This window comes from Gaoshiqia sp. US2 (genome assembly GCF_059705485.1).
In genome coordinates this window covers 5,237,446-5,255,645 of record NZ_AP048550.1, presented here as the reverse complement: position 1 = coordinate 5,255,645, position 18,200 = coordinate 5,237,446, and the positions used below count along the sequence as shown (strand labels likewise).

The window sequence follows — 18,200 nt, the reverse complement described above, 5'->3', positions numbered from 1 at the left end:
TTTCCTGTTATTTCACTTTTGGATTCTATTAACTTTAATGCAAAATTTCCGAATATGTTATTCATCCGGTTAATTCTCGAAAGTTTTGCCTTTGCCGGGAACTCACTGCGTGCAAATAGGTTGAGGACAGTCCTGTCGCTTTTGGGAATCACGATCGGTATTTTTGCCATTATCTCGGTATTTTCGGTGATCGATTCACTCGAAAAGTATATCAGGAAAAACCTGAATTCGCTGGGCAATAACATGGTTTATATCCAAAAGTGGCCCTGGACTCCACCTGAGGGTGAAACGGAATATCCCTGGTGGAAATACCTGAACCGGCCGGTTCCCGAAGAAAGTGAGGCGTTTGAAATTAAAAAGCGTTCTGCTTTGACCGATCACGTTGTTTTTCTGTTCGGGTTTAACGGTACCGTTCAATTTGAAAACTCGGTTGCTGAAAATACCGAGGTGCTTGCAACTACGCACGAGCTGATCGATACCTGGAGCCTTGAAATAGACCGGGGGAGGTACTTCACCGAATCGGAAAGCCGTAGCGGGGCTGCCCTGGTAATCATTGGCAGCGAGCTGGTCGACCGCTTGTTTGAAGGGCGCGATCCGACGGGAAACGTAATGAAAGTGAATGGTCACCGGTTTCTTGTGATTGGAACCTACAAGCGCCAGGGATCCGATATGTTTGGAACCAGCATGGACAAGCGTTTGCATATCCCCGTTTCGTATGCGGCCAACATGGTTGATTTCAGAAACCGCGACCGGGGACAAACCATCAACATCAAAGCAAAAGAGCAGGCAGACAAAGACCAGTTTATCGCCGAGTTGGAAGGGATCATGAGGACTCTCCGGCGGCTGAAACCTATGGAGGAAAACAATTTTGCGATCAATGAAGTCAGCGCTATTTCGGGCGGTTTCGATGCCTTTTTTAAAGTATTTAACCTGGCCGGCGGGGTTATCGGCGGTTTTAGTATTCTGGTGGGCGGCTTCGGTATTGCCAATATCATGTTCGTTTCGGTAAAGGAACGCACGAACATCATCGGCATCCAGAAATCGCTGGGCGCTAAACGTTATTTTATTTTGTTCGAATTCATATTCGAGTCGGTTATCCTTTGTCTCATCGGGGGCTGTGTTGGTTTGTTGCTGGTATATGCCGGGACCGAAGTAGTCAGCGCCGCCAGCGACATGTCTCTTTCTCTTAGTTTGAAAAACATGGCAATCGGCATCATCGTTTCCGGGAGTATTGGTGTGATCTCGGGCTTTATGCCGGCTCTGACTGCGGCCCGCTTAGATCCGGTTGCTGCCATGAATACCGTGTGAGGCTATTTTTTTGAAAAGAGGCTTCTATCCAGTTTGTCATACCTGTCAAATCCCTGTCTGACCGCGAAAAATAACTGGAGAACATTGCTTAAGATACTGGTGAAGAAAATGATAATCATGACCATAATCTGGTACTTTACGGCCAGTACCGGATCGGAACCACCAAGGATCTGACCCGTCATAACGCCGGGTAACGACACCAAGCCGACGGTAGCCATGGTGGCCAGGTTGGGAGCCATGGCGGTGCGGATGGCTTCTTTCATGAACGGACGGGCGGCTTCCTGCCTGCTTGCACCGGCTGCCAGCAAAAAGAGATAAATCTTTTCTTCTTTTCGGGCCATATTGAAGAAACTTTTTAAAGCCACGATGTTTGTTTTCAGAACATTTCCCAGCATCAAGCCGGCGATGGGAATCATCACATCTGCCTGAAAAACATTCGGAAGCTGAACGATAAACGCATTAAAATAGAGCAGCGTGAAAAGCGTCGGAAGCAACATGGACACAAAGGTGGGAACCAGGAGTTTTTTTAAACGAAGCGATGAGTTCCGGATGCCCGAGAATGCTGCAACCAAAATCATAACCAGCACATAGGCAAAGTTGATAAGTACATGGTCGAGCAGGAAGATATACTTCAGGTAAACAGCTACAAACCCTAATTGAATGAGCATGCGGGCTACCGAAATAACCAGACTTTTATTGAAATCCAGCCGGAGACGCCAAATCAGCAACATGGTTGGGACAACTAATAATAGCCCGAAAACAAGTCCGCTGATGGAAATATCTGCTGCATTCATGAATAAAAACTTGAAATAACTCTCATTTCCGGTATTTGCCATTCAGCATCGTGGCTTACACAGATCACTGTTTTTCCGGTTTTTTTTATCTGTTCAATAAAAAAATGTTTCATCCGGTCGTCCAGGGCCGAGGTCGGTTCGTCGAGCAACAAAACAGGCCGGTCCAGTAACATGATCAGCGCCCAGCCCAGGCGTTGCCGTTCACCTCCTGAGATGTCGCTGGTATTTTTATGGAGGATTTCGTCCGGCAGACCGACCTCGGCTAATGTTTTAAGCAATCCGGATTCGGAATAGTTGCAGTTTTTATTGGCAGCGTAGTTGAAAATTTCACCGAAAACCTCATTCACCCGTCCGTTCGGAAAATCGATGTCCTGGCTTAAATAGGCGGCCTGACTACGGATAAGCCGCAGGTTCTCCGGTTTGACTTCTTTTTTGTTGAAGATAATTTTCCCTTCGTCCGGATCAATAAATCCTAAAACAAGTCGTAATAAACTGGTTTTTCCGCTTCCGGAAGGAGCAGAGAATACAACCTTATCGCCCTTGGCTACAGTCAGGTTGAAGTGTTCAAACAGTTGCTTATTCCCCAATTTCAGGGACACGTTTTTAAATCGGATCATGAAGAATAAGTAAAGACATAACGACAAAAAAGCCGGAGTTTATTCCGGCCTATTTAGCTTAACTGGCTTTTAATCGTTGTGCATCATGAGGGTCGATCTTTGAAGCGGCATATTCTTTCGAAATCTTCAGGTTTTTAACCCCCTCTGTCGGACTTTCAAACATGGCATCAATCATGATGTTTTCGCAGATTGACCGTAGCCCGCGTGCGCCCAGTTTAAATTCGATGGCCTTATCGACAATAAATTCAAGGGCATCTTCTTCAAAACTAAGCTCAATGTCATCCAGTTCAAACAGTTTGATGTATTGCTTAATTAACGAGTTTTTCGGTTCCGTCAGGATGTTCCTTAGTGTCTCTCTGTCGAGTGGCTGCAGGTAGGTAAGTACTGGTAACCGACCGATAATTTCGGGGATAAGCCCGAAACTTTTCAGATCCTGAGGGGAGATGTACTGTAACAGGTTCTCGCGATCCAGGTTGTCGATGTTTTTCTGTGCCCCGTAGCCCACGACTTTGGTGTTCAGCCGGTTGGCAATTTTCTTTTCAATGCCGTCAAAGGCACCTCCGCAGATAAACAGGATGTTTTTGGTATTGACGGGGATCATTTTTTGTTCGGGATGTTTCCGGCCTCCCTGCGGCGGAACGTTCACAATCGAACCTTCCAGCAGTTTTAACAAGCCTTGCTGAACTCCTTCGCCCGACACATCGCGGGTGATCGACGGGTTGTCGCCTTTCCGGGCGATTTTGTCAATCTCGTCGATAAATACGATGCCCCGTTCAGCTGCTTCCACGTTATAATCAGCGGCCTGAAGCAGTCGCGTCAGTAAACTTTCCACATCTTCGCCTACGTAACCGGCTTCGGTCAGTACGGTGGCATCAACAATGGTAAAGGGGACGTGCAGCATTTTCGCAATGGTGCGCGCCAGCAGGGTTTTACCTGTTCCGGTTTGTCCTACTAAAATGATGTTGGACTTTTCAATTTCTGTTTCGTCGGTCTGTACCTTTTGGTTCAGCCGTTTGTAGTGATTATAAACCGCTACCGACAAAATCTTTTTGGCCTGCTCCTGTCCGATCACGTATTGGCTCAAAAATTCTTTAATTTCTTTGGGTTTCATCAGTTTGATCCCGCTTAGGTCAAACTCCGAATCTTTTTTAAATTCTTCTTCAACGATGGCATATGCCTGCTCTATGCAACGGTCGCAAATATGGCCTTCCATCCCTGCAATCAGCAGGTTGACATCTTTCTTTTCCCGTCCGCAGAAAGAACATTTATCCATGATGTAGCTTTTTTTTGTCAATGCCTTAGTTTCTTACTAAAATTTCATCAATCATTCCGTAATCCCGGGCTTCTTCCGAGGTCATCCAATAGTCGCGGTCGGCGTCCTTTTCTACTTGAGCATAAGGTTTTTCAGCGTGTTTCGCGATAATATCGTAAAGTTCTTTTTTCAGTTTCATGATTTCACGGGCCGTAATTTCGATGTCGGATGCTTGCCCCTGGGCGCCTCCCATTGGCTGGTGAATCATGATCCGCGAATGTTTCAGGGCCGAGCGTTTTCCTTTGGCTCCGGCAGTCAGCAAAACGGCTCCCATCGAAGCGGCCATACCGGTGCAGATGGTGGCAATATCGGGCGAAATATACTGCATGGTATCGTAAATGCCCAAGCCTGCGTGAACAGATCCTCCCGGGGTGTTGAAATAAATCTGGATATCCTTGCTTGGGTCAGTTGATTCCAGGAATAACAACTGGGCCTGAATGATGTTGGCAATGTAGTCGTCAATGGGCGTTCCCAGAAAAATGATACGATCCATCATTAAACGCGAAAACACGTCCATGGAAGCTACGTTTAACTGCCGTTCTTCTATAATATAGGGTGTCAGGCTGTTTGTAAACAGGGAATCGAAGCGGTGCATATTTAAACTGCTGATTCCGATATGCCGGGTGGCATATTTGTGAAATTCTTTGTAATCACTCATTCTGTTGTCCTCTGGTTTAAAAAGAAACTTTGTAAAATCCGGTGCATCATCCCGATCGATGATAAAACAATAAACGGGGCGGCCGGTTTTTACAAAGTTATAAAAATATGGGTTTACAAATGCCTGAAAATTAATTTTCAAGCAATTTGTTAAACTCTTCGTGGCTGATTGCTTTCTCGTCGATAGCAACCTTCGATTTAATCAGTTCTATAATTTTGTCTTCCTGTGCCCTGTTTACCAGCCGTCTTCTTTCATCTTCGTTCTGAAGAATGTGGCCTGCGTAGTTTTCCAGGTGTTCATCGGCTACGTTGAACATGCCGTATTGGCTGAATTGCATAGCTGCCACTTTTTTGGCCAATTCTTTCACATCTTCTTCGTTGATCCGGATTTCGTTGTCTTTAATCAAGCGGTCTTTGATCAACTGCCAGCGAAGGTCTTTCATGAAGTTGTCAAAATCAGCTTCAATTTGTTCGTCAGTCAATTCATTATTGGTTGCTTTCAGCCAACGTTTCAGGAATTCTTCCGGCAATTGCATCTCCACTTTTTCAACCAGGGTATCACGGCTGTCGATCGCAAATTTGTAATCGCTCGAATAAGTAAAGTTTTCAGAAAGGTCGGCTTTCAGTTTGTTGCGGAATTCTTCTTCGCTTTTGATTTCAGTTTCATCGCCGAAAACTTTTTTGAATAAATCTTCGTTGATTTCGGCCTGTTCGAAACGCTGAATTTCGGCAATAGTGAATTTGAAGTTGCCTTCAATTTTTTCTGCTTCTTCGTGCGACAGGTTCAGCATATGGCCAACCTCGTGTTTGTCTTCATATACTTTTACCGGGTCGAATACAACGCTGTCGCCGGCTTTTTTCCCGATGATTTCGTTTTTTACGGTTTCATCTTTCATCAGGTCAACGGCAATGATCACTTGTTCGGCGACAATACCGTCGGCCAGTTCATTGCCGTCGGCGTCGAGTTGGACGAAATCACCGCGAACAGAATCTTTTTCACCAACCTCATCCGCATTTTTATGGTTGCCAAAACGTCCGGTGTAGGTTTCAACTTGTTTATTCACCATGTCGTCGTCGACAAGGATGTTGTAATAAGTGAATTTTTTGCGTTTGTCGAGCTTTACCTCAATTTCGGGAGCAAGAGCAATGTCGAATACAAATTCGAAGTCTTCGGTTGTTTCCCAGTCTATTTTGGGCTGTTTTTCTTCGTTGGGAAGCGGTTCGCCCAGCAGGTTAAGTTTCTCGTCAACAATGTATTTCGACAGGTTGTTAGATAACATCTTGTTTACCTCGTCTGCCAGAATGGCTTTTCCGTACATTTTTTTCACCAATCCTGCAGGAACTTTACCAGGACGGAAGCCTGGCATATTCGCTTTTTTACGATAGTCTTTTAAAGCCTCGTTTACCGTAGCTTCGTAGTCGTTTTTTTCAATTTTTACGGTAATGGTTGCGTTTAGCTCGTTGATGTTCTCTTTTGTAATGTTCATAAAAAAATCCCACTTAATATTTTTTGGAAAATGATCGGATAACCAATATGTTATCGTGTTATTCCGGATCGAACTCCGGCCTTATAAACCAATAAAAACCGCTTGCCTGAAAACGGGTTTCAAGCACAGCGGTTGAGCTTTTTTCAGTGCGGACGAAGGGACTCGAACCCCCACGCCGTGTGGCACTAGATCCTAAGTCTAGCGCGTCTACCAATTCCGCCACGTCCGCTAATCGAGGCGCAAATATAAGGCAAATTTTTATTTCTGCAAACAAGAGGGAGAAAGTTGAAAATAATATTTCTCAGGCGGTTATTCCTAGCGTAGTGTGAAGTTTTGTCCCAGGTAAACCCGGCGTACATCTTCATCGTTGGCCAGGTCCTCGGCTGTCCCGGCTTTCAGGATCGATCCTTCGAAAAGCAGGTACGAACGATCGGTGATCGAGAGGGTTTCGTGTACGTTGTGGTCGGTAATCAGCACACCGATGTTTTTTTCAATCAGCTTGCGTACAATCTCCTGGATATCTTCAACAGCAATAGGATCAACCCCGGCAAACGGCTCGTCGAGTAAGATAAACTTGGGGTCGATGGCCAACGCCCGGGCAATCTCGGTGCGGCGTCGTTCTCCTCCCGAAAGCTGGTAACCTTTACTTTTTCGGATATGTGTCAGGTGAAATTCTTCCAAAAGCGATTCCATTTTTTCCTTTTGGTAGGCCTTTGTGTAGTTGGTCATTTCCAGTATCGCCCTTAAGTTGTCTTCAATACTGAGTTTCCGGAATACCGAAGCTTCCTGGGCCAGGTAACCAATGCCGCGCTGGGCGCGTTTGTAAACCGGGAGTTTGGTGATTTCTTCGTCAGCGATAAAAATCTTCCCCGAAAGCGGCTGAATCAGACCAACAATCATATAAAATGAAGTTGTTTTTCCGGCTCCGTTTGGCCCGAGCAGTCCCACAATCTCACCTTGGTTTACTTCGAATGAAACCCCTTTTACAACCGTTCGTTTGCGGTATTTTTTGACAATATTCTCAGCTCGTAACTTCATAATCTAATAAATGCCGGTTTATAATGCATCTAATTCTGCATCAGCTTTCTTTTTAACCTTCCGCGAAATAACAATACCCACCTCATACAGGATAACAAGCGGGAAACAGACCATAATCTGACTAAATACGTCGGGCGGCGTGATAATGGCAGAGAGCAGCAACAAGGCCACGTAAGCATGGCGTCGGTACTTTTTCATCAACTCCGGGCCCAGTAAGCCTATCTTGCTTAAAAAGTAAACCAGAATGGGCAACTCAAAAACTACGCCGCTTGCCAGGGTGATCGATGTAACCGTGCTAATATAGGATAAAACATTGATTTGGTTGGCAATTTCGCTACTGATGGAGTAGGAGCCTAAAAAATGGACGGACAGAGGCACAATTAAATAGTATCCAAAAAGAATCCCGATCAGAAACAGGAAGGAAATGTAAAAAACAGCGCCGACTGAGTGTTTGCGTTCTTTTTCGTACAGGGCGGGTTTAATAAAACGCCAGAACTCGAAAATGACATAGGGCGATGAAATAATCAAGCCGGCAATTAACGAGGTCCAGATGTGAGTCATAAACTGTCCCGACATTTTGATGCTGATCAGTTTCAATTCGGTGTTGTTAATCCGCAACGCCTCCATTCCGGTGAAGTCGGCCAACTGGGCAAACATCCGGTTAGTCCAGAAATCAGGCATCTTTGGATTCAGAATAAGGGTATCAAAAATGAAATCTTTTTTGATAAAGGCAACGATTGAAAATAATACAATAGCAAGAAATGCCCGGATCAGATGCCATCTCAATTCTTCCAGGTGTTCCAGGAAGGACATTTCCGCATTCGGGTCTTTCTTCTTATTTGTGCTTTGATCCTCGGTCATTTTTGGTAATTTGGTTCAGTAGTTATCAAAATGTGTTTATTGGGGAAACCCGGACAAATATAGCGACTATTCACAATTCTTCTTTTGCCTCAAAGCTTAATTTTTTTTAAATCAGAAGCAAGTGGAATAAAATGAAAAAAAAACGTTGCGATTTGAAGCAGATTTTATTTACCTTAGATACCCCTAAAAGATTTGTGACTAAGTGGATAATAAACTAGTAGCTTTATGAAGAATGAGCTAATATTGACCGATCATCTCAGGAAACACTTTGGTTTTGACCGGTTTAAGGGTCAACAGGAGGAGGTGATAAAAAGCGTGTTGGACGGGAATGATACCTTTGTATTAATGCCAACCGGCGGAGGCAAATCGCTTTGCTACCAGTTGCCGGCATTAATCATGGAAGGAACGGCAATTATTATTTCGCCATTAATTGCATTAATGAAAAACCAGGTTGACTCCATCCGAAGTTTCGGAACCGAAGATGGCATCGCCCACTTTTTAAATTCATCCTTATCCAGGCAGGCTGTTCAGCAAGTAAAAGAGTCTGTGACAGGGGGCAAAACCAAGTTGCTCTATGTGGCCCCCGAATCGTTGACCAAGCAGGAAAACGTTGAATTCCTGAAAAGCGTGAAGATTTCGTTTTACGCCATTGATGAGGCACACTGTATCTCGGAATGGGGACATGACTTCCGTCCCGAATACCGCCGGATCAGGCCGATTATCCAGGAAATCGGGAATGCACCCATTGTGGCGCTTACCGCTACCGCTACGGCTAAAGTACAGCACGATATACAGAAAAACCTCGGCATGCTGGAGGCCAATGTGTTTAAGGCTTCCTTTAACCGGCCGAACTTGTATTACGCGCTGAAGCCGAAGGTTAAACCCGAAAACCAGATTATTAAGTTTATTAAGGAGAATGAAGGGAAATCGGGCATTATTTATTGTCTGAGCCGGAAAAAAGTGGAAGAACTGGCTGAACTCTTAAGGGTAAACGGCATTAAAGCGCTGGCTTACCATGCCGGCATGGACTCGGCCACCCGGTCGGGGAACCAGGATAAGTTTCTGATGGAGGAAGTTGACGTAATTGTGGCTACCATTGCCTTTGGAATGGGAATCGATAAACCCGACGTACGCTTTGTGATCCATTACGATATCCCCAAAAGTCTGGAGGGCTATTACCAGGAAACCGGCCGTGCCGGGCGTGATGGGGGCGAAGGACAATGTATCGCTTTTTATTCGTATAAAGACATTCAAAAGCTGGAGAAATTTATGCAGGGTAAGCCCGTCGCCGAACAGGAAATCGGGCGTCAGCTTTTGCTGGACACGGCTTCGTATGCCGAATCGGCTATTTGCCGCCGCATCATCCTGTTGAATTATTTTGGCGAACTATTGGACGAACCTTGTGGCAACTGCGATAATTGCCTGAACCCGAAAGAACAGGTAGAAGCGGGAGATGAGGTCCACCGCGCTTTACTCGCCATTAAAGAAGTGAAAGAAAAATATAAGGCCGAACATATTTCGGATATCCTGACCGGTAAACTGAGCGCTGCTGTAAAATCGTTCCATCACGATGAACTGGAAGCTTTCGGAAACGGCGACGACCACAGCGCCCGTTTCTGGAACGCTGTATTCCGGCAGAGCATGATTGCCGGCCTTATCAGCAAAGACATTGAAAACTACGGCCTATTGAAGCTGACTGGAAAAGGAAATGCCTTTATCGCTAAGCCCGGACCGTTTTTACTGGTCAGAAACCACAACTACGATGAACTGGAAGAAGAATATGTGTCGCTAAGCGGCCCGTCAGGCAGTTCGGCCGGAGACCCGGAGCTGTTTGAATTGCTGAAAGATCTTCGAAAAAAAGTAGCTAAAAAGCATAACCTTCCGCCATTTGTCATTTTTCAGGATCCTTCACTGACCGATATGTCCATTCAGTACCCCATCACCATTGACGAACTGAAAAATATGCAGGGAGTTGGCGACGGGAAGGCCAAACGTTACGGCGCCGAATTTATTGGATTGATCAAATCATATGTCGAAGACAATGATATCGAACGGGTGCAGGATATGGTGGTGAAAACGGTAGCCAATAAGTCGAAAACAAAAGTGAGCATTATCCAGAGTATTGACCGTAAGCTGCCTTTCGAAGATATTGCCAACTCCAACAACATAGAGATGGGAGAACTGATATCTGAGCTTGAAGCCATTGTAAACTCAGGAACCAAAATCAATATTGATTATTACATCGACAACGTGCTGGACGATGAACACCAGGATGAAGTCTATGATTATTTTCGCGAAGCAGAGGATGATTCCATTCAGTCGGCCCTTGACGAATTGGGAGAAGATGAATACAGCGAGGAAGAAATCCGTTTGATGCGGATCAAGTTTATTTCTGATATGGGAAATTAGAGAAATAAGGCAGTCGAAGATTATTGAATACGATGGTCTTCGACTGTCTTCCATCGTTTTCACCTTCTTTAACCCGACGAAGCAGATGGACGTTCAGAGGTTTGCCTCTTTTTAATTCTGATTTTTTCCTGGCCGGGATTTTTCTTTTCTGAAGTTTTTTCGACCATTGCCTTTATTCCGGTCGCCGCCGCCTTTTCTCCGGGCAGACACTTTCCATTCAGGACCGGGACCAAATTCTTCGGGCAGAGGGACTTTGTATACTTCATTTTCGATCAGCGTTTCAATTTGCTGGAATTTGTACATGTCGTCGCTGTTGATGAAGGTGAGCGCGATACCGGTGGTATTGGCTCGTGCAGTACGGCCAACGCGATGTACGTAATCTTCGGCGTCTCCCGGTACATCAAAGTTTATGACCAGGTTAATATCTTTAATATCGATCCCCCGGCTAAGCACATCGGTAGCAACGAGGATACGTGTTTGCCGGGCGCGGAATTTCATCAAAACTGCTTCGCGTTCTTTTTGTTCCAAATCGGATGAGATGGCTTGCGCATCCAGCTTTTTCTTTTGCAGCGCCCGCACAATCTGCGACACTTTCTTTTTCGTTGAGCAAAAAATGAGGATACTCTGGCAGTCATCTTTCCCGGCGATCAGACTTTGGATCAGCGGTATTTTTTGTTCTTCGTGACAAATATAAGCGGCCTGTAAAACTCCTTCAGCAGGTTTGCTGATAGCCGTGCTAAACTCTTTGGGTTTGGTCAGTACCTTGGCTGCCAGTGTTTTGATCTTTGGCGGCATGGTTGCGCTGAACATCACGGTCTGCCGTTTTTCGGGCAGATGGCTGAAAATCCGGATAATATCGTCATGAAAACCGATGTCGAGCATGCGGTCGGCTTCGTCAAGTACCACGTATTCGACCTGTCCCAAGCGGGCAATATCGTTGTCGATAAAGGAAATCAGCTTGCCGGGGGTCGCTACAATGATATCCACGCCACCCTCCAGCGCTTTGCGTTGAACTTCCCATTCGTTCCCGTCGCCGCCGCCATACAACGAGATGGAGGTGGTGCCCGAGTAATACGAAAATCCCTGCACCTGCTGTTCAATCTGGATTGCCAACTCCCGTGTTGGAATAATAATCAGCGCCCGGGTATGGCCCGACGGCAAGGCCGAAACTTTTTCAATAATCGGCAGCATAAAAGCCGCTGTTTTTCCGGTTCCGGTCTGGGCACAGGCAATCAAATCGTGTCCTTCGAGTATAATGGGGATGGTTTTTTCCTGGATTTCGGTCGCTTCGTCAAAACCCATATCGTGCAAGGCATCCAGGATATCGTCGTGTAAATCAAATTCGTCAAACTTCATATAATGTGCAGGAATGTATGTCAAAATATACCAGAAAAGAGAATCAAACTTTCGCGGAAGCGCTCATTCTGTTTTATTTGGCAAAAGTAACAATTTTTTCTGATGAATACCTATTGTCCTTTTCGCCGACAGAAATACGCCTGGTTAACACGCGTTGCGAAAGATCGGATACCCGGTCACCGATCACGGCAACCGACCGTCTTATACATCACCATCCCAAAAACAAAATCCCGGTCCCGCTTGAGAGAATGACCAGTCCGGCAAGCAAATGAAGGTATCTTTCGTGTTTTTTGAATTTTAGCAACGATGTACCCTTATATCCCAGGTAAACGGTGAACATCATGGTCGAAATGGTGGCAATGCCAAAGATCAGCGCAACTGTAAACATGCCCAGCGTACTGTTTTTATATGCAGGAAAAATCAGCATGGGGATCAGCACTTCACAGGGGCCGAATACAAAAATCAGGAATAAAACCCAGGGTGTTAACCGGCTGTTGTCCTGACTTTGTTCGTCGACAGGCAGATGTTGCAACCCCCTGATCTTTTTGGGAAGTAAAAAATCGGGGAGATGGGCATGATGCGAGGTTTTGATGTATTTGTAAATGCCGTACAAGGTATACAAAACGCCAAATGCAAACAACATCCATCCAACCAGTTCGCCCCTAAACGCTTCAATGTTTTCCAGCTTACTCAGACTGATGCCGAGTGTTACACCCAAAATCCCGATCAGGATGGAACTGCCCACATGTCCTACACCCGAGATAAAGGTGATCCACATCGTTTTATTGCTTGACCATTGCCGGGCTTTACTCAATACAATAAAGGGCAAATAATGGTCGGGGCCCAGGATGGTGTGAATAACGCCGAGCGAGGCGGCTGAAACGGAAAGTAAATACAGTTCTTGCATGATGATACAGTATCTTAAAGTTTATTGATTAATGAAGCCTGGCAGGCGGCCCCAAAACCGTTATCGATATTAACGACACTCACGCCACTGGCGCAACTGTTCAGCATCGACAGCAAAGCGGACAGTCCGCCAAAATTGGCTCCGTAACCAATACTGGTGGGGACACCAATCACCGGTTTGTCAACCAGTCCGCCAACCACGCTGGCCAGGGCGCCCTCCATGCCGGCTACCACGATAATGACGCGGGCATTCCGGATGATTTCCAGCTTGTTAAACAGCCGATGAATGCCTGCGACCCCCACGTCGTAAACCGTTTCGACCTGGTTGCCTAAAAAGCGCGCCGTTACCACAGCTTCCTCCGCCACCGGCAAATCGGACGTCCCGGCGGCCACAACGGCAATGTAGCCTTTGTTAACCGGCTGATGATTTTTTTTGCAGGTAATGGTTTTGGCCAGCGGATTATAGTCGGCCCCGGGAATGATGTTTTTTACGGCATCAAACATCTCGGGAGTCACCCGGGTTGCCAGCAGGTCGATTCCTTTTTGATACATGCGTTCGGCAATCAGGCAAACCTGTTCAACTGTTTTCCCCGAAGCATAAATCACTTCCGGCATTCCGGTCCGGTGTTGCCGGTCGGTGTCGATGGTGGCAAAGCCCATTTCTTCAATGCCATGCCCCGAAAGCCGTTCCAGAGCGTCTACGAGTTCAATTTCACCCTGTTTGTATTTTTCAAGAATATCTTTCAGTTCCATTGTTGAAACAGTGTTTTTTGAACAGCATGTTCCACCTGCGAGATGCTGATCTGATTTAACTCGGCCCATTTCCGGCAATCTTCCGACTCCGGTTTGACGCGGATCAGTTTCCCGTTGTAAAAGCTTTTTTTCACCCGAACCGGGCCATAAACGGTTTCAATCGTTGATTCTTCGCGGCGAAGGGCGTTTTTAGTAACCCGGTATTCCCGGATGCCAATGGAGGTGCTGTGCGTGAAGATGATTTCTTTTAGTTTCCCGGTTAAATTTTCAGGGCAAAGTACTGAGAGCATGTTTGCAGGCCGCGATTTTTTCATGATGACCGGGATAAGCCAGGCATCGCTGGCTCCGGCCCGAAACAGCTGATCCAGTATGAAATCAAAATGTTCGGGATTCATATCGTCAATGTTGCATTCCAAAATCACAGCGGGTTCAAGCTGTACATCACGATGTCCTTCTGCTGATTCCAACAGGTAAACGCGTAATACGTTCGGAACTTCGCTGTCGCGGTTACCAATTCCATAAGCTGTTTTTGTGATCCTGAAATCGATGCTGTCGGTAAATTCGTCGACTGTTGCAACTAAAATGGCAGCACCGGTTGGCGTGGTTGCTTCGTGGTTCACCAAACCGCTTTTCACCGGAACGTTTTGAACGATCAGCGCCGTTGCCGGCGCGGGTACCGGCATGATTCCGTGAGCGCATCTTACGGTGCCTCCTCCCAGTTGAATGGACGAAGATATCACTTTGTCGACTTTTAAATAATCGAGGCAAATGGCTGCGCCAACAATGTCGGCAATCGAATCAAGAGCGCCGACTTCGTGAAAATGGACTTTTTCTTTGGGAATGTTGTGTACTTTCGCTTCTGCTTCGGCAATCAGGTTAAAAATCTTTAAGGAGTTTAGTTTGACATGCTCCGGCAGGGCGGAGTTGTTGATGATCTCTTCGATATGCCTCAGGTGGCGGTGTTTTTCGTTATCGGGATTTTCAATCACCACTTCGGCTTTTGTGCCTGAGATACCTCTGCGCTGGTCGGGTTTGATATGGAGATGAAACCCTGTGATGTTTAGTTTTTCCAACTCTGTTTTCAGATAACCGGCATCTACGCCCAGGTCAATCAGCGCTCCCAGGTTCATATCTCCGCTGATTCCTGCGAAACAATCGTAATACAATATCTTCATACTGGTCTATTTTTTCTGATGAATGCCTTTCAATACCCGGTTGAGCTTTCCTGAAACCAATCCTTCGCGGTCGATCTTCACCTGGGGGAAACCAACCGCCCTGATCTTGTCAATGACGAGATCTTCCATCAGCAACAGTTTCTCCAGTTCTTCTTTTTTTACTTCCACTTGTCCGTACTCGCCGTAATGGCGTACCCGCACATCGTTGAAGCCAAAATCGTTGAGGATATTCTCGGCCGCTTCAACCTGACGGAGCTTTTCGTAGGTGATCCGGTGATTGTACGGAATACGCGAGCTCAGGCAGGGGCTGGCCGGTTTGTCCCAGTTGGGAAGTTCAAAATGTTTCGCGATTTGGCGCAACTCGTCTTTCGTGAGCTTGCAGTCGGCCATTGGCGCCAAAACCCGGTATTGGGCTGCTGCCTGCAATCCGGGGCGATAATCGCCCAGATCATCGAGGTTGGTGCCGCTTAGTACATCAAATTCAGGATATTTTTCCTTGACCGCCTGCAGGTCGTGAAACAGATGTTCTTTGCAGAAATAACACCGGTTTTCCGGGTTTTGGTTGTAACGCAGGTCGGTTAGTTCTTTGGTTTTAATGATCTCCAGATGGATGTCGAATGTTTGACAGAAATTTTTTGCCAACTCGAAATCTTTTTGCTTGAGACTTTCGGAATTGGAAATGACACCGATGGCATGTTGTTTTCCCTGGAACTTCCAGGCCAGGAACAACACCAGGGTTGAATCAATCCCGCCCGAGAAAGCGACAATTGAACCTTTTCGGGAGGAAAACCATTGTTCCAGTTGGTCAAGTTTATGTTGAAGATGTGGAGAAAGGTCATTCATGATACACGTTTTATTGTTTTTGAGATCACATTAAATAATAAGAACAGGAAGCCACGGTCCAACGGGTTAATCAACGCGGCTCATGGTTAATTTGCCGTGTTGCATTCCTTTGATGGTAATCAGCTTGTCGGCCATATCGGTTAACCGGCTGGCTACGCCTTTGATGGCAAAAATCTCCATGTGTTTCGATTTGTCGAGGATAACCATTTGGGACGATAAGATCTCCTGTGAGTAGGTTTCCTGGACATCGGCAAGCTGGCTCAGGATTTCGCGGCGGTGCGGATCGTAAACCAGGGTGACCGAGCCGGCAACATGGTTATTGCATTGCCATTTCCGTTCAACAACATTCCGGCTGATCAGCTGGCGGATCGCCTGCGACCGGTTCGAAAAGCGATTTTCTTTCACGTATTCATCCAAGGCATCCAAAAGATCCTTTTCCAACGATACGCCAAACCTGGAAACTGTCATAGTAACATCAATTTTAAAAAAAGTAACATCTTATACAAAAATATGAAAAAAAAGATACGAGCGTCCTTCATTGATACTTATTAACGATTAACGACTGGTTGAACAATGATTTAGAACAGAACGAGGGCCTTCCCAAAGTTTCCGGTTTCGCTAAAGCGCATCAAAGAAAAATGATTACTTTTGCGGCATCATGAATCACGTGTGCTTGGTAACCACGTAAAAAACAAGTAAAATGAAAAATCAAGTTTCGGTATTATTCCTGTTAACGGGAGTCCTGTTCGCGGCTTCCCTGCTAATTGCAAACATTTTAGCCTCCAAAATTATCCTGATCGGACCGTGGTCGGCGCCGGCGGGCGTATTAATTTTTCCCGTCGCCTACATCATCAACGATGTGATTGCCGAAGTGTGGGGATACGCCAAGGCGCGCCTGATTATTTGGGCGGGTTTTGGTGTGAATTTGCTGGCTGCATTATTCTTTATGCTGGCGATTTCGATGCCGACCGCCCCCTTTTATGAAGGTCAGGAGGCCTTTCAGCAAATTGTGGGAAGCTCGGTGCGTATCGTGTTTGCCAGCCTGATGGCTTACCTGATCGGCTCTTTCCTCAATGCATTCGTGATGAGCAAGTTTAAACTGCTCACCAAAGGCAAAGGCTTTTCGTTGCGCGCCATCGTTTCTACCCTGGCCGGCGAAGGAGCCGACTCAATGATCTTCATCAGCATTGCTTTTACAGGTATTTTCCCGCTCCAGGTTATCCTGACGATGATTGTGACGCAGGCCTTACTGAAAACAGCCTATGAAATTCTTATCCTGCCGTTCACTGTTTTGGTGGTGAAAAAGGTAAAGGAGATTGAAGGGGTTGATACGTTTGACGAGGAAATTTCGTATAATCCGTTTCGCTTAAAACAAATTTAATGAACAAGGCATTGGTGGTTTTTTCGGGCGGACAGGATTCGACAACCTGCCTGTTCTGGGCAAAACAGCAATTTGATGAGCTTGAGGCCATTTCGTTTGATTACGGGCAAAAACACCGGCTCGAACTAGAGGTTGCCGGGGCAATTGCACGAAAAGCGGGTGTGCCGTTTCATGTGTATAAGCTCGATTTGTTGGGGCAGATCACCAGCAATGCGCTTACCAATCCCGATATTGGGGTTGACGAAGATAAGCCCGCCGGTCATCCGCCTAATACGCTGGTGGAAGGGAGGAATATGCTTTTTTTGACTTATGCTGCCGTATATGCCAAGTCGCGGGGCATTCATCATTTGGTGACCGGGGTCGGGCAGGCCGATTACAGCGGTTATCCCGATTGCCGCGACGAGTTTATTCGCTCGCTTAACCACACACTGAACCTGTCGATGGATTACGCGTATGAGATTCATACGCCGCTGATGTGGAAGAATAAGGAGCAGATTTGGCAATTGGCCGACGAGTTGGGCGTTTTTGAGCTGGTACGCATCGAAACGCTCACCTGCTACAACGGCCTTGTTGGAGAAGGTTGCGGGCATTGCCCCGCCTGTAAGTTGCGGCGAAACGGACTGGAAAATTATTTGAAAAAGAGAAAAACAGGGGATGGGGTTAGTTAGGCGGTCATTGGTGATTAGTCATTAGTCATTGGATAATTAGGCGGTGATTGGGTATTTATCATCAAACCTGGAACCTGCTTGCTTCGAACTTGAAACTTCGAACTTGAAACCTGGAATTTAACAGATATGGACAACTTGAAACAACTCGGAAACGAAACCAATTATTTGTTCGACTACTCGCCGGATCTGCTTGAGACATTCGACAATAAACATCCGGAAAATGATTACTGGGTGAAATTTAACGCGCCCGAATTTACCAGTCTGTGCCCCATCACCGGGCAACCCGATTTTGCCACCATTTACATCAGTTACCTGCCAGGTGCGAAAATGGTCGAAAGCAAATCGCTGAAACTGTATTTGTTTAGTTTTCGCAACCACGGCGCATTTCACGAAGATTGCATCAACATCATGATGAAAGATCTGGTTAAGCTGATGGAACCCAAATACATCGAAGTGTGGGGAAAATTCCTTCCGCGCGGCGGTCTCAGCATTGATCCGTACTCGAACTACGGGCGGCCCGGGACCAAATACGAAGAACTGGCCTGGTATCGCCTGCAAAACCATGATCTGAACCCGGAAAAAGTAGATAACCGGTAACAGTCATTACAACAGATAAAAACAATTAAACCCAAAAC

18 protein-coding genes and 1 tRNA gene are annotated in these 18,200 nt (G+C 46.2%); 5 read left to right on the top strand and 14 right to left on the bottom strand.

The genetic code is table 11. The features are described from left to right. Positions 1 to 54 precede the first annotated feature (54 nt). Entirely contained in the window at positions 55 to 1,308 is a 1,254-nt protein-coding gene (locus AC6H3C_RS21165; protein WP_497517541.1) for an ABC transporter permease, read from the top strand. Between the two features lie 2 nt (positions 1,309 to 1,310). Here the strand turns inward: AC6H3C_RS21165 and AC6H3C_RS21160 are convergent, their stop codons facing one another. The 8 genes from AC6H3C_RS21160 to tatC form a co-directional block, all read right to left on the bottom strand. After that, positions 1,311 to 2,102 carry an ABC transporter permease gene (locus AC6H3C_RS21160; RefSeq protein WP_497517540.1) on the bottom strand — a complete coding sequence of 264 codons (792 nt, stop codon included), beginning with the start codon at positions 2,100 to 2,102 and terminating at the stop codon, positions 1,311 to 1,313. Beyond that, entirely contained in the window at positions 2,099 to 2,719 is a 621-nt protein-coding gene (locus AC6H3C_RS21155; RefSeq protein WP_497517539.1) for an ABC transporter ATP-binding protein, read from the bottom strand. The genes AC6H3C_RS21160 and AC6H3C_RS21155 overlap by 4 nt, the downstream gene beginning before the upstream one ends. A gap of 58 nt (positions 2,720 to 2,777) precedes the next feature. Continuing rightward, on the bottom strand, positions 2,778 to 3,992 hold the full coding sequence (clpX, locus tag AC6H3C_RS21150; protein ID WP_497517538.1) for an ATP-dependent Clp protease ATP-binding subunit ClpX: 1,215 nt from the start codon (positions 3,990 to 3,992) through the stop codon (positions 2,778 to 2,780). Between the two features lie 25 nt (positions 3,993 to 4,017). After that, entirely contained in the window at positions 4,018 to 4,689 is a 672-nt protein-coding gene (clpP, locus tag AC6H3C_RS21145; RefSeq protein ID WP_497517537.1) for an ATP-dependent Clp endopeptidase proteolytic subunit ClpP, read from the bottom strand. 130 nt (positions 4,690 to 4,819) lie between these two features. Beyond that, positions 4,820 to 6,175, bottom strand: coding sequence for a trigger factor (tig, locus tag AC6H3C_RS21140; protein WP_497517536.1), 1,356 nt, complete (start codon positions 6,173 to 6,175; stop codon positions 4,820 to 4,822). Positions 6,176 to 6,322: 147 nt separating this feature from the next. Beyond that, positions 6,323 to 6,404, bottom strand: a tRNA-Leu gene (locus AC6H3C_RS21135). 86 nt (positions 6,405 to 6,490) lie between these two features. Further along, positions 6,491 to 7,213: an LPS export ABC transporter ATP-binding protein gene (lptB, locus tag AC6H3C_RS21130; RefSeq protein WP_497517535.1), complete on the bottom strand. Its 723-nt coding sequence runs from the start codon at positions 7,211 to 7,213 to the stop codon at positions 6,491 to 6,493. Between the two features lie 18 nt (positions 7,214 to 7,231). Next, positions 7,232 to 8,074 (bottom strand): twin-arginine translocase subunit TatC, encoded by an 843-nt coding sequence (tatC, locus tag AC6H3C_RS21125; RefSeq protein ID WP_497517534.1) that lies wholly within the window; start codon positions 8,072 to 8,074, stop codon positions 7,232 to 7,234. 225 nt (positions 8,075 to 8,299) lie between these two features. Here tatC and recQ point away from each other — a divergent pair, with 225 nt between their 5' ends. Then, positions 8,300 to 10,483: a DNA helicase RecQ gene (gene recQ / locus AC6H3C_RS21120; protein ID WP_497517533.1), complete on the top strand. Its 2,184-nt coding sequence runs from the start codon at positions 8,300 to 8,302 to the stop codon at positions 10,481 to 10,483. Positions 10,484 to 10,594: 111 nt separating this feature from the next. Here recQ and AC6H3C_RS21115 read toward each other — a convergent pair whose 3' ends face one another. The 6 genes from AC6H3C_RS21115 to nikR all read right to left on the bottom strand — a co-directional run bounded on the left by AC6H3C_RS21115 (position 10,595) and on the right by nikR (position 15,984). Next, a complete protein-coding gene (locus tag AC6H3C_RS21115) occupies positions 10,595 to 11,839 on the bottom strand; it encodes a DEAD/DEAH box helicase (protein ID WP_497517532.1) in 1,245 nt (414 codons plus the stop codon). Positions 11,840 to 12,047: 208 nt separating this feature from the next. Next, the gene (locus tag AC6H3C_RS21110) at positions 12,048 to 12,746 is read right to left on the bottom strand and encodes an urease accessory protein UreH domain-containing protein (RefSeq protein ID WP_497517531.1); all 699 of its coding nucleotides are present in this window, start codon (positions 12,744 to 12,746) and stop codon (positions 12,048 to 12,050) included. 14 nt (positions 12,747 to 12,760) lie between these two features. Continuing rightward, on the bottom strand, positions 12,761 to 13,498 hold the full coding sequence (gene larB / locus AC6H3C_RS21105) for a nickel pincer cofactor biosynthesis protein LarB (protein ID WP_497517530.1): 738 nt from the start codon (positions 13,496 to 13,498) through the stop codon (positions 12,761 to 12,763). Beyond that, positions 13,489 to 14,673, bottom strand: a complete 1,185-nt coding sequence (gene larC, locus AC6H3C_RS21100) for a nickel pincer cofactor biosynthesis protein LarC (protein WP_497517529.1) — start codon at positions 14,671 to 14,673, stop codon at positions 13,489 to 13,491. Before larC ends, larB begins: the two co-directional genes overlap by 10 nt. A gap of 6 nt (positions 14,674 to 14,679) precedes the next feature. Then, positions 14,680 to 15,516 carry an ATP-dependent sacrificial sulfur transferase LarE gene (larE, locus tag AC6H3C_RS21095; protein WP_497517528.1) on the bottom strand — a complete coding sequence of 279 codons (837 nt, stop codon included), beginning with the start codon at positions 15,514 to 15,516 and terminating at the stop codon, positions 14,680 to 14,682. Between the two features lie 66 nt (positions 15,517 to 15,582). Next, positions 15,583 to 15,984: a nickel-responsive transcriptional regulator NikR gene (gene nikR, locus AC6H3C_RS21090; protein ID WP_497517527.1), complete on the bottom strand. Its 402-nt coding sequence runs from the start codon at positions 15,982 to 15,984 to the stop codon at positions 15,583 to 15,585. 232 nt (positions 15,985 to 16,216) lie between these two features. Between nikR and AC6H3C_RS21085 the strand changes: the two genes are divergently transcribed. The 3 genes from AC6H3C_RS21085 to queF all read left to right on the top strand — a co-directional run bounded on the left by AC6H3C_RS21085 (position 16,217) and on the right by queF (position 18,162). Beyond that, positions 16,217 to 16,897, top strand: coding sequence for a queuosine precursor transporter (locus tag AC6H3C_RS21085; RefSeq protein WP_497517526.1), 681 nt, complete (start codon positions 16,217 to 16,219; stop codon positions 16,895 to 16,897). Continuing rightward, positions 16,897 to 17,565 carry a 7-cyano-7-deazaguanine synthase QueC gene (queC, locus tag AC6H3C_RS21080; RefSeq protein WP_497517525.1) on the top strand — a complete coding sequence of 223 codons (669 nt, stop codon included), beginning with the start codon at positions 16,897 to 16,899 and terminating at the stop codon, positions 17,563 to 17,565. The genes AC6H3C_RS21085 and queC overlap by 1 nt, the downstream gene beginning before the upstream one ends. Positions 17,566 to 17,691: 126 nt before the next feature. Beyond that, a complete protein-coding gene (queF, locus tag AC6H3C_RS21075; protein ID WP_497517524.1) occupies positions 17,692 to 18,162 on the top strand; it encodes a preQ(1) synthase in 471 nt (156 codons plus the stop codon). Positions 18,163 to 18,200 lie beyond the last annotated feature (38 nt).

Bases quoted from the DNA above. Each gene is read 5' to 3' on its own strand.
- AC6H3C_RS21165 (WP_497517541.1), top strand. From the start codon at position 55: ATGTTATTCATCCGGTTAATTCTCGAAAGTTTTGCCTTTGCCGGGAAC.
- AC6H3C_RS21160 (WP_497517540.1), bottom strand. From the start codon at position 2,102: ATGAATGCAGCAGATATTTCCATCAGCGGACTTGTTTTCGGGCTATTA.
- AC6H3C_RS21155 (WP_497517539.1), bottom strand. From the start codon at position 2,719: ATGATCCGATTTAAAAACGTGTCCCTGAAATTGGGGAATAAGCAACTG.
- clpX (WP_497517538.1), bottom strand. From the start codon at position 3,992: ATGGATAAATGTTCTTTCTGCGGACGGGAAAAGAAAGATGTCAACCTG.
- clpP (WP_497517537.1), bottom strand. From the start codon at position 4,689: ATGAGTGATTACAAAGAATTTCACAAATATGCCACCCGGCATATCGGA.
- tig (WP_497517536.1), bottom strand. From the start codon at position 6,175: ATGAACATTACAAAAGAGAACATCAACGAGCTAAACGCAACCATTACC.
- lptB (WP_497517535.1), bottom strand. From the start codon at position 7,213: ATGAAGTTACGAGCTGAGAATATTGTCAAAAAATACCGCAAACGAACG.
- tatC (WP_497517534.1), bottom strand. From the start codon at position 8,074: ATGACCGAGGATCAAAGCACAAATAAGAAGAAAGACCCGAATGCGGAA.
- recQ (WP_497517533.1), top strand. From the start codon at position 8,300: ATGAAGAATGAGCTAATATTGACCGATCATCTCAGGAAACACTTTGGT.
- AC6H3C_RS21115 (WP_497517532.1), bottom strand. From the start codon at position 11,839: ATGAAGTTTGACGAATTTGATTTACACGACGATATCCTGGATGCCTTG.
- AC6H3C_RS21110 (WP_497517531.1), bottom strand. From the start codon at position 12,746: ATGCAAGAACTGTATTTACTTTCCGTTTCAGCCGCCTCGCTCGGCGTT.
- larB (WP_497517530.1), bottom strand. From the start codon at position 13,498: ATGGAACTGAAAGATATTCTTGAAAAATACAAACAGGGTGAAATTGAA.
- larC (WP_497517529.1), bottom strand. From the start codon at position 14,673: ATGAAGATATTGTATTACGATTGTTTCGCAGGAATCAGCGGAGATATG.
- larE (WP_497517528.1), bottom strand. From the start codon at position 15,516: ATGAATGACCTTTCTCCACATCTTCAACATAAACTTGACCAACTGGAA.
- nikR (WP_497517527.1), bottom strand. From the start codon at position 15,984: ATGACAGTTTCCAGGTTTGGCGTATCGTTGGAAAAGGATCTTTTGGAT.
- AC6H3C_RS21085 (WP_497517526.1), top strand. From the start codon at position 16,217: ATGAAAAATCAAGTTTCGGTATTATTCCTGTTAACGGGAGTCCTGTTC.
- queC (WP_497517525.1), top strand. From the start codon at position 16,897: ATGAACAAGGCATTGGTGGTTTTTTCGGGCGGACAGGATTCGACAACC.
- queF (WP_497517524.1), top strand. From the start codon at position 17,692: ATGGACAACTTGAAACAACTCGGAAACGAAACCAATTATTTGTTCGAC.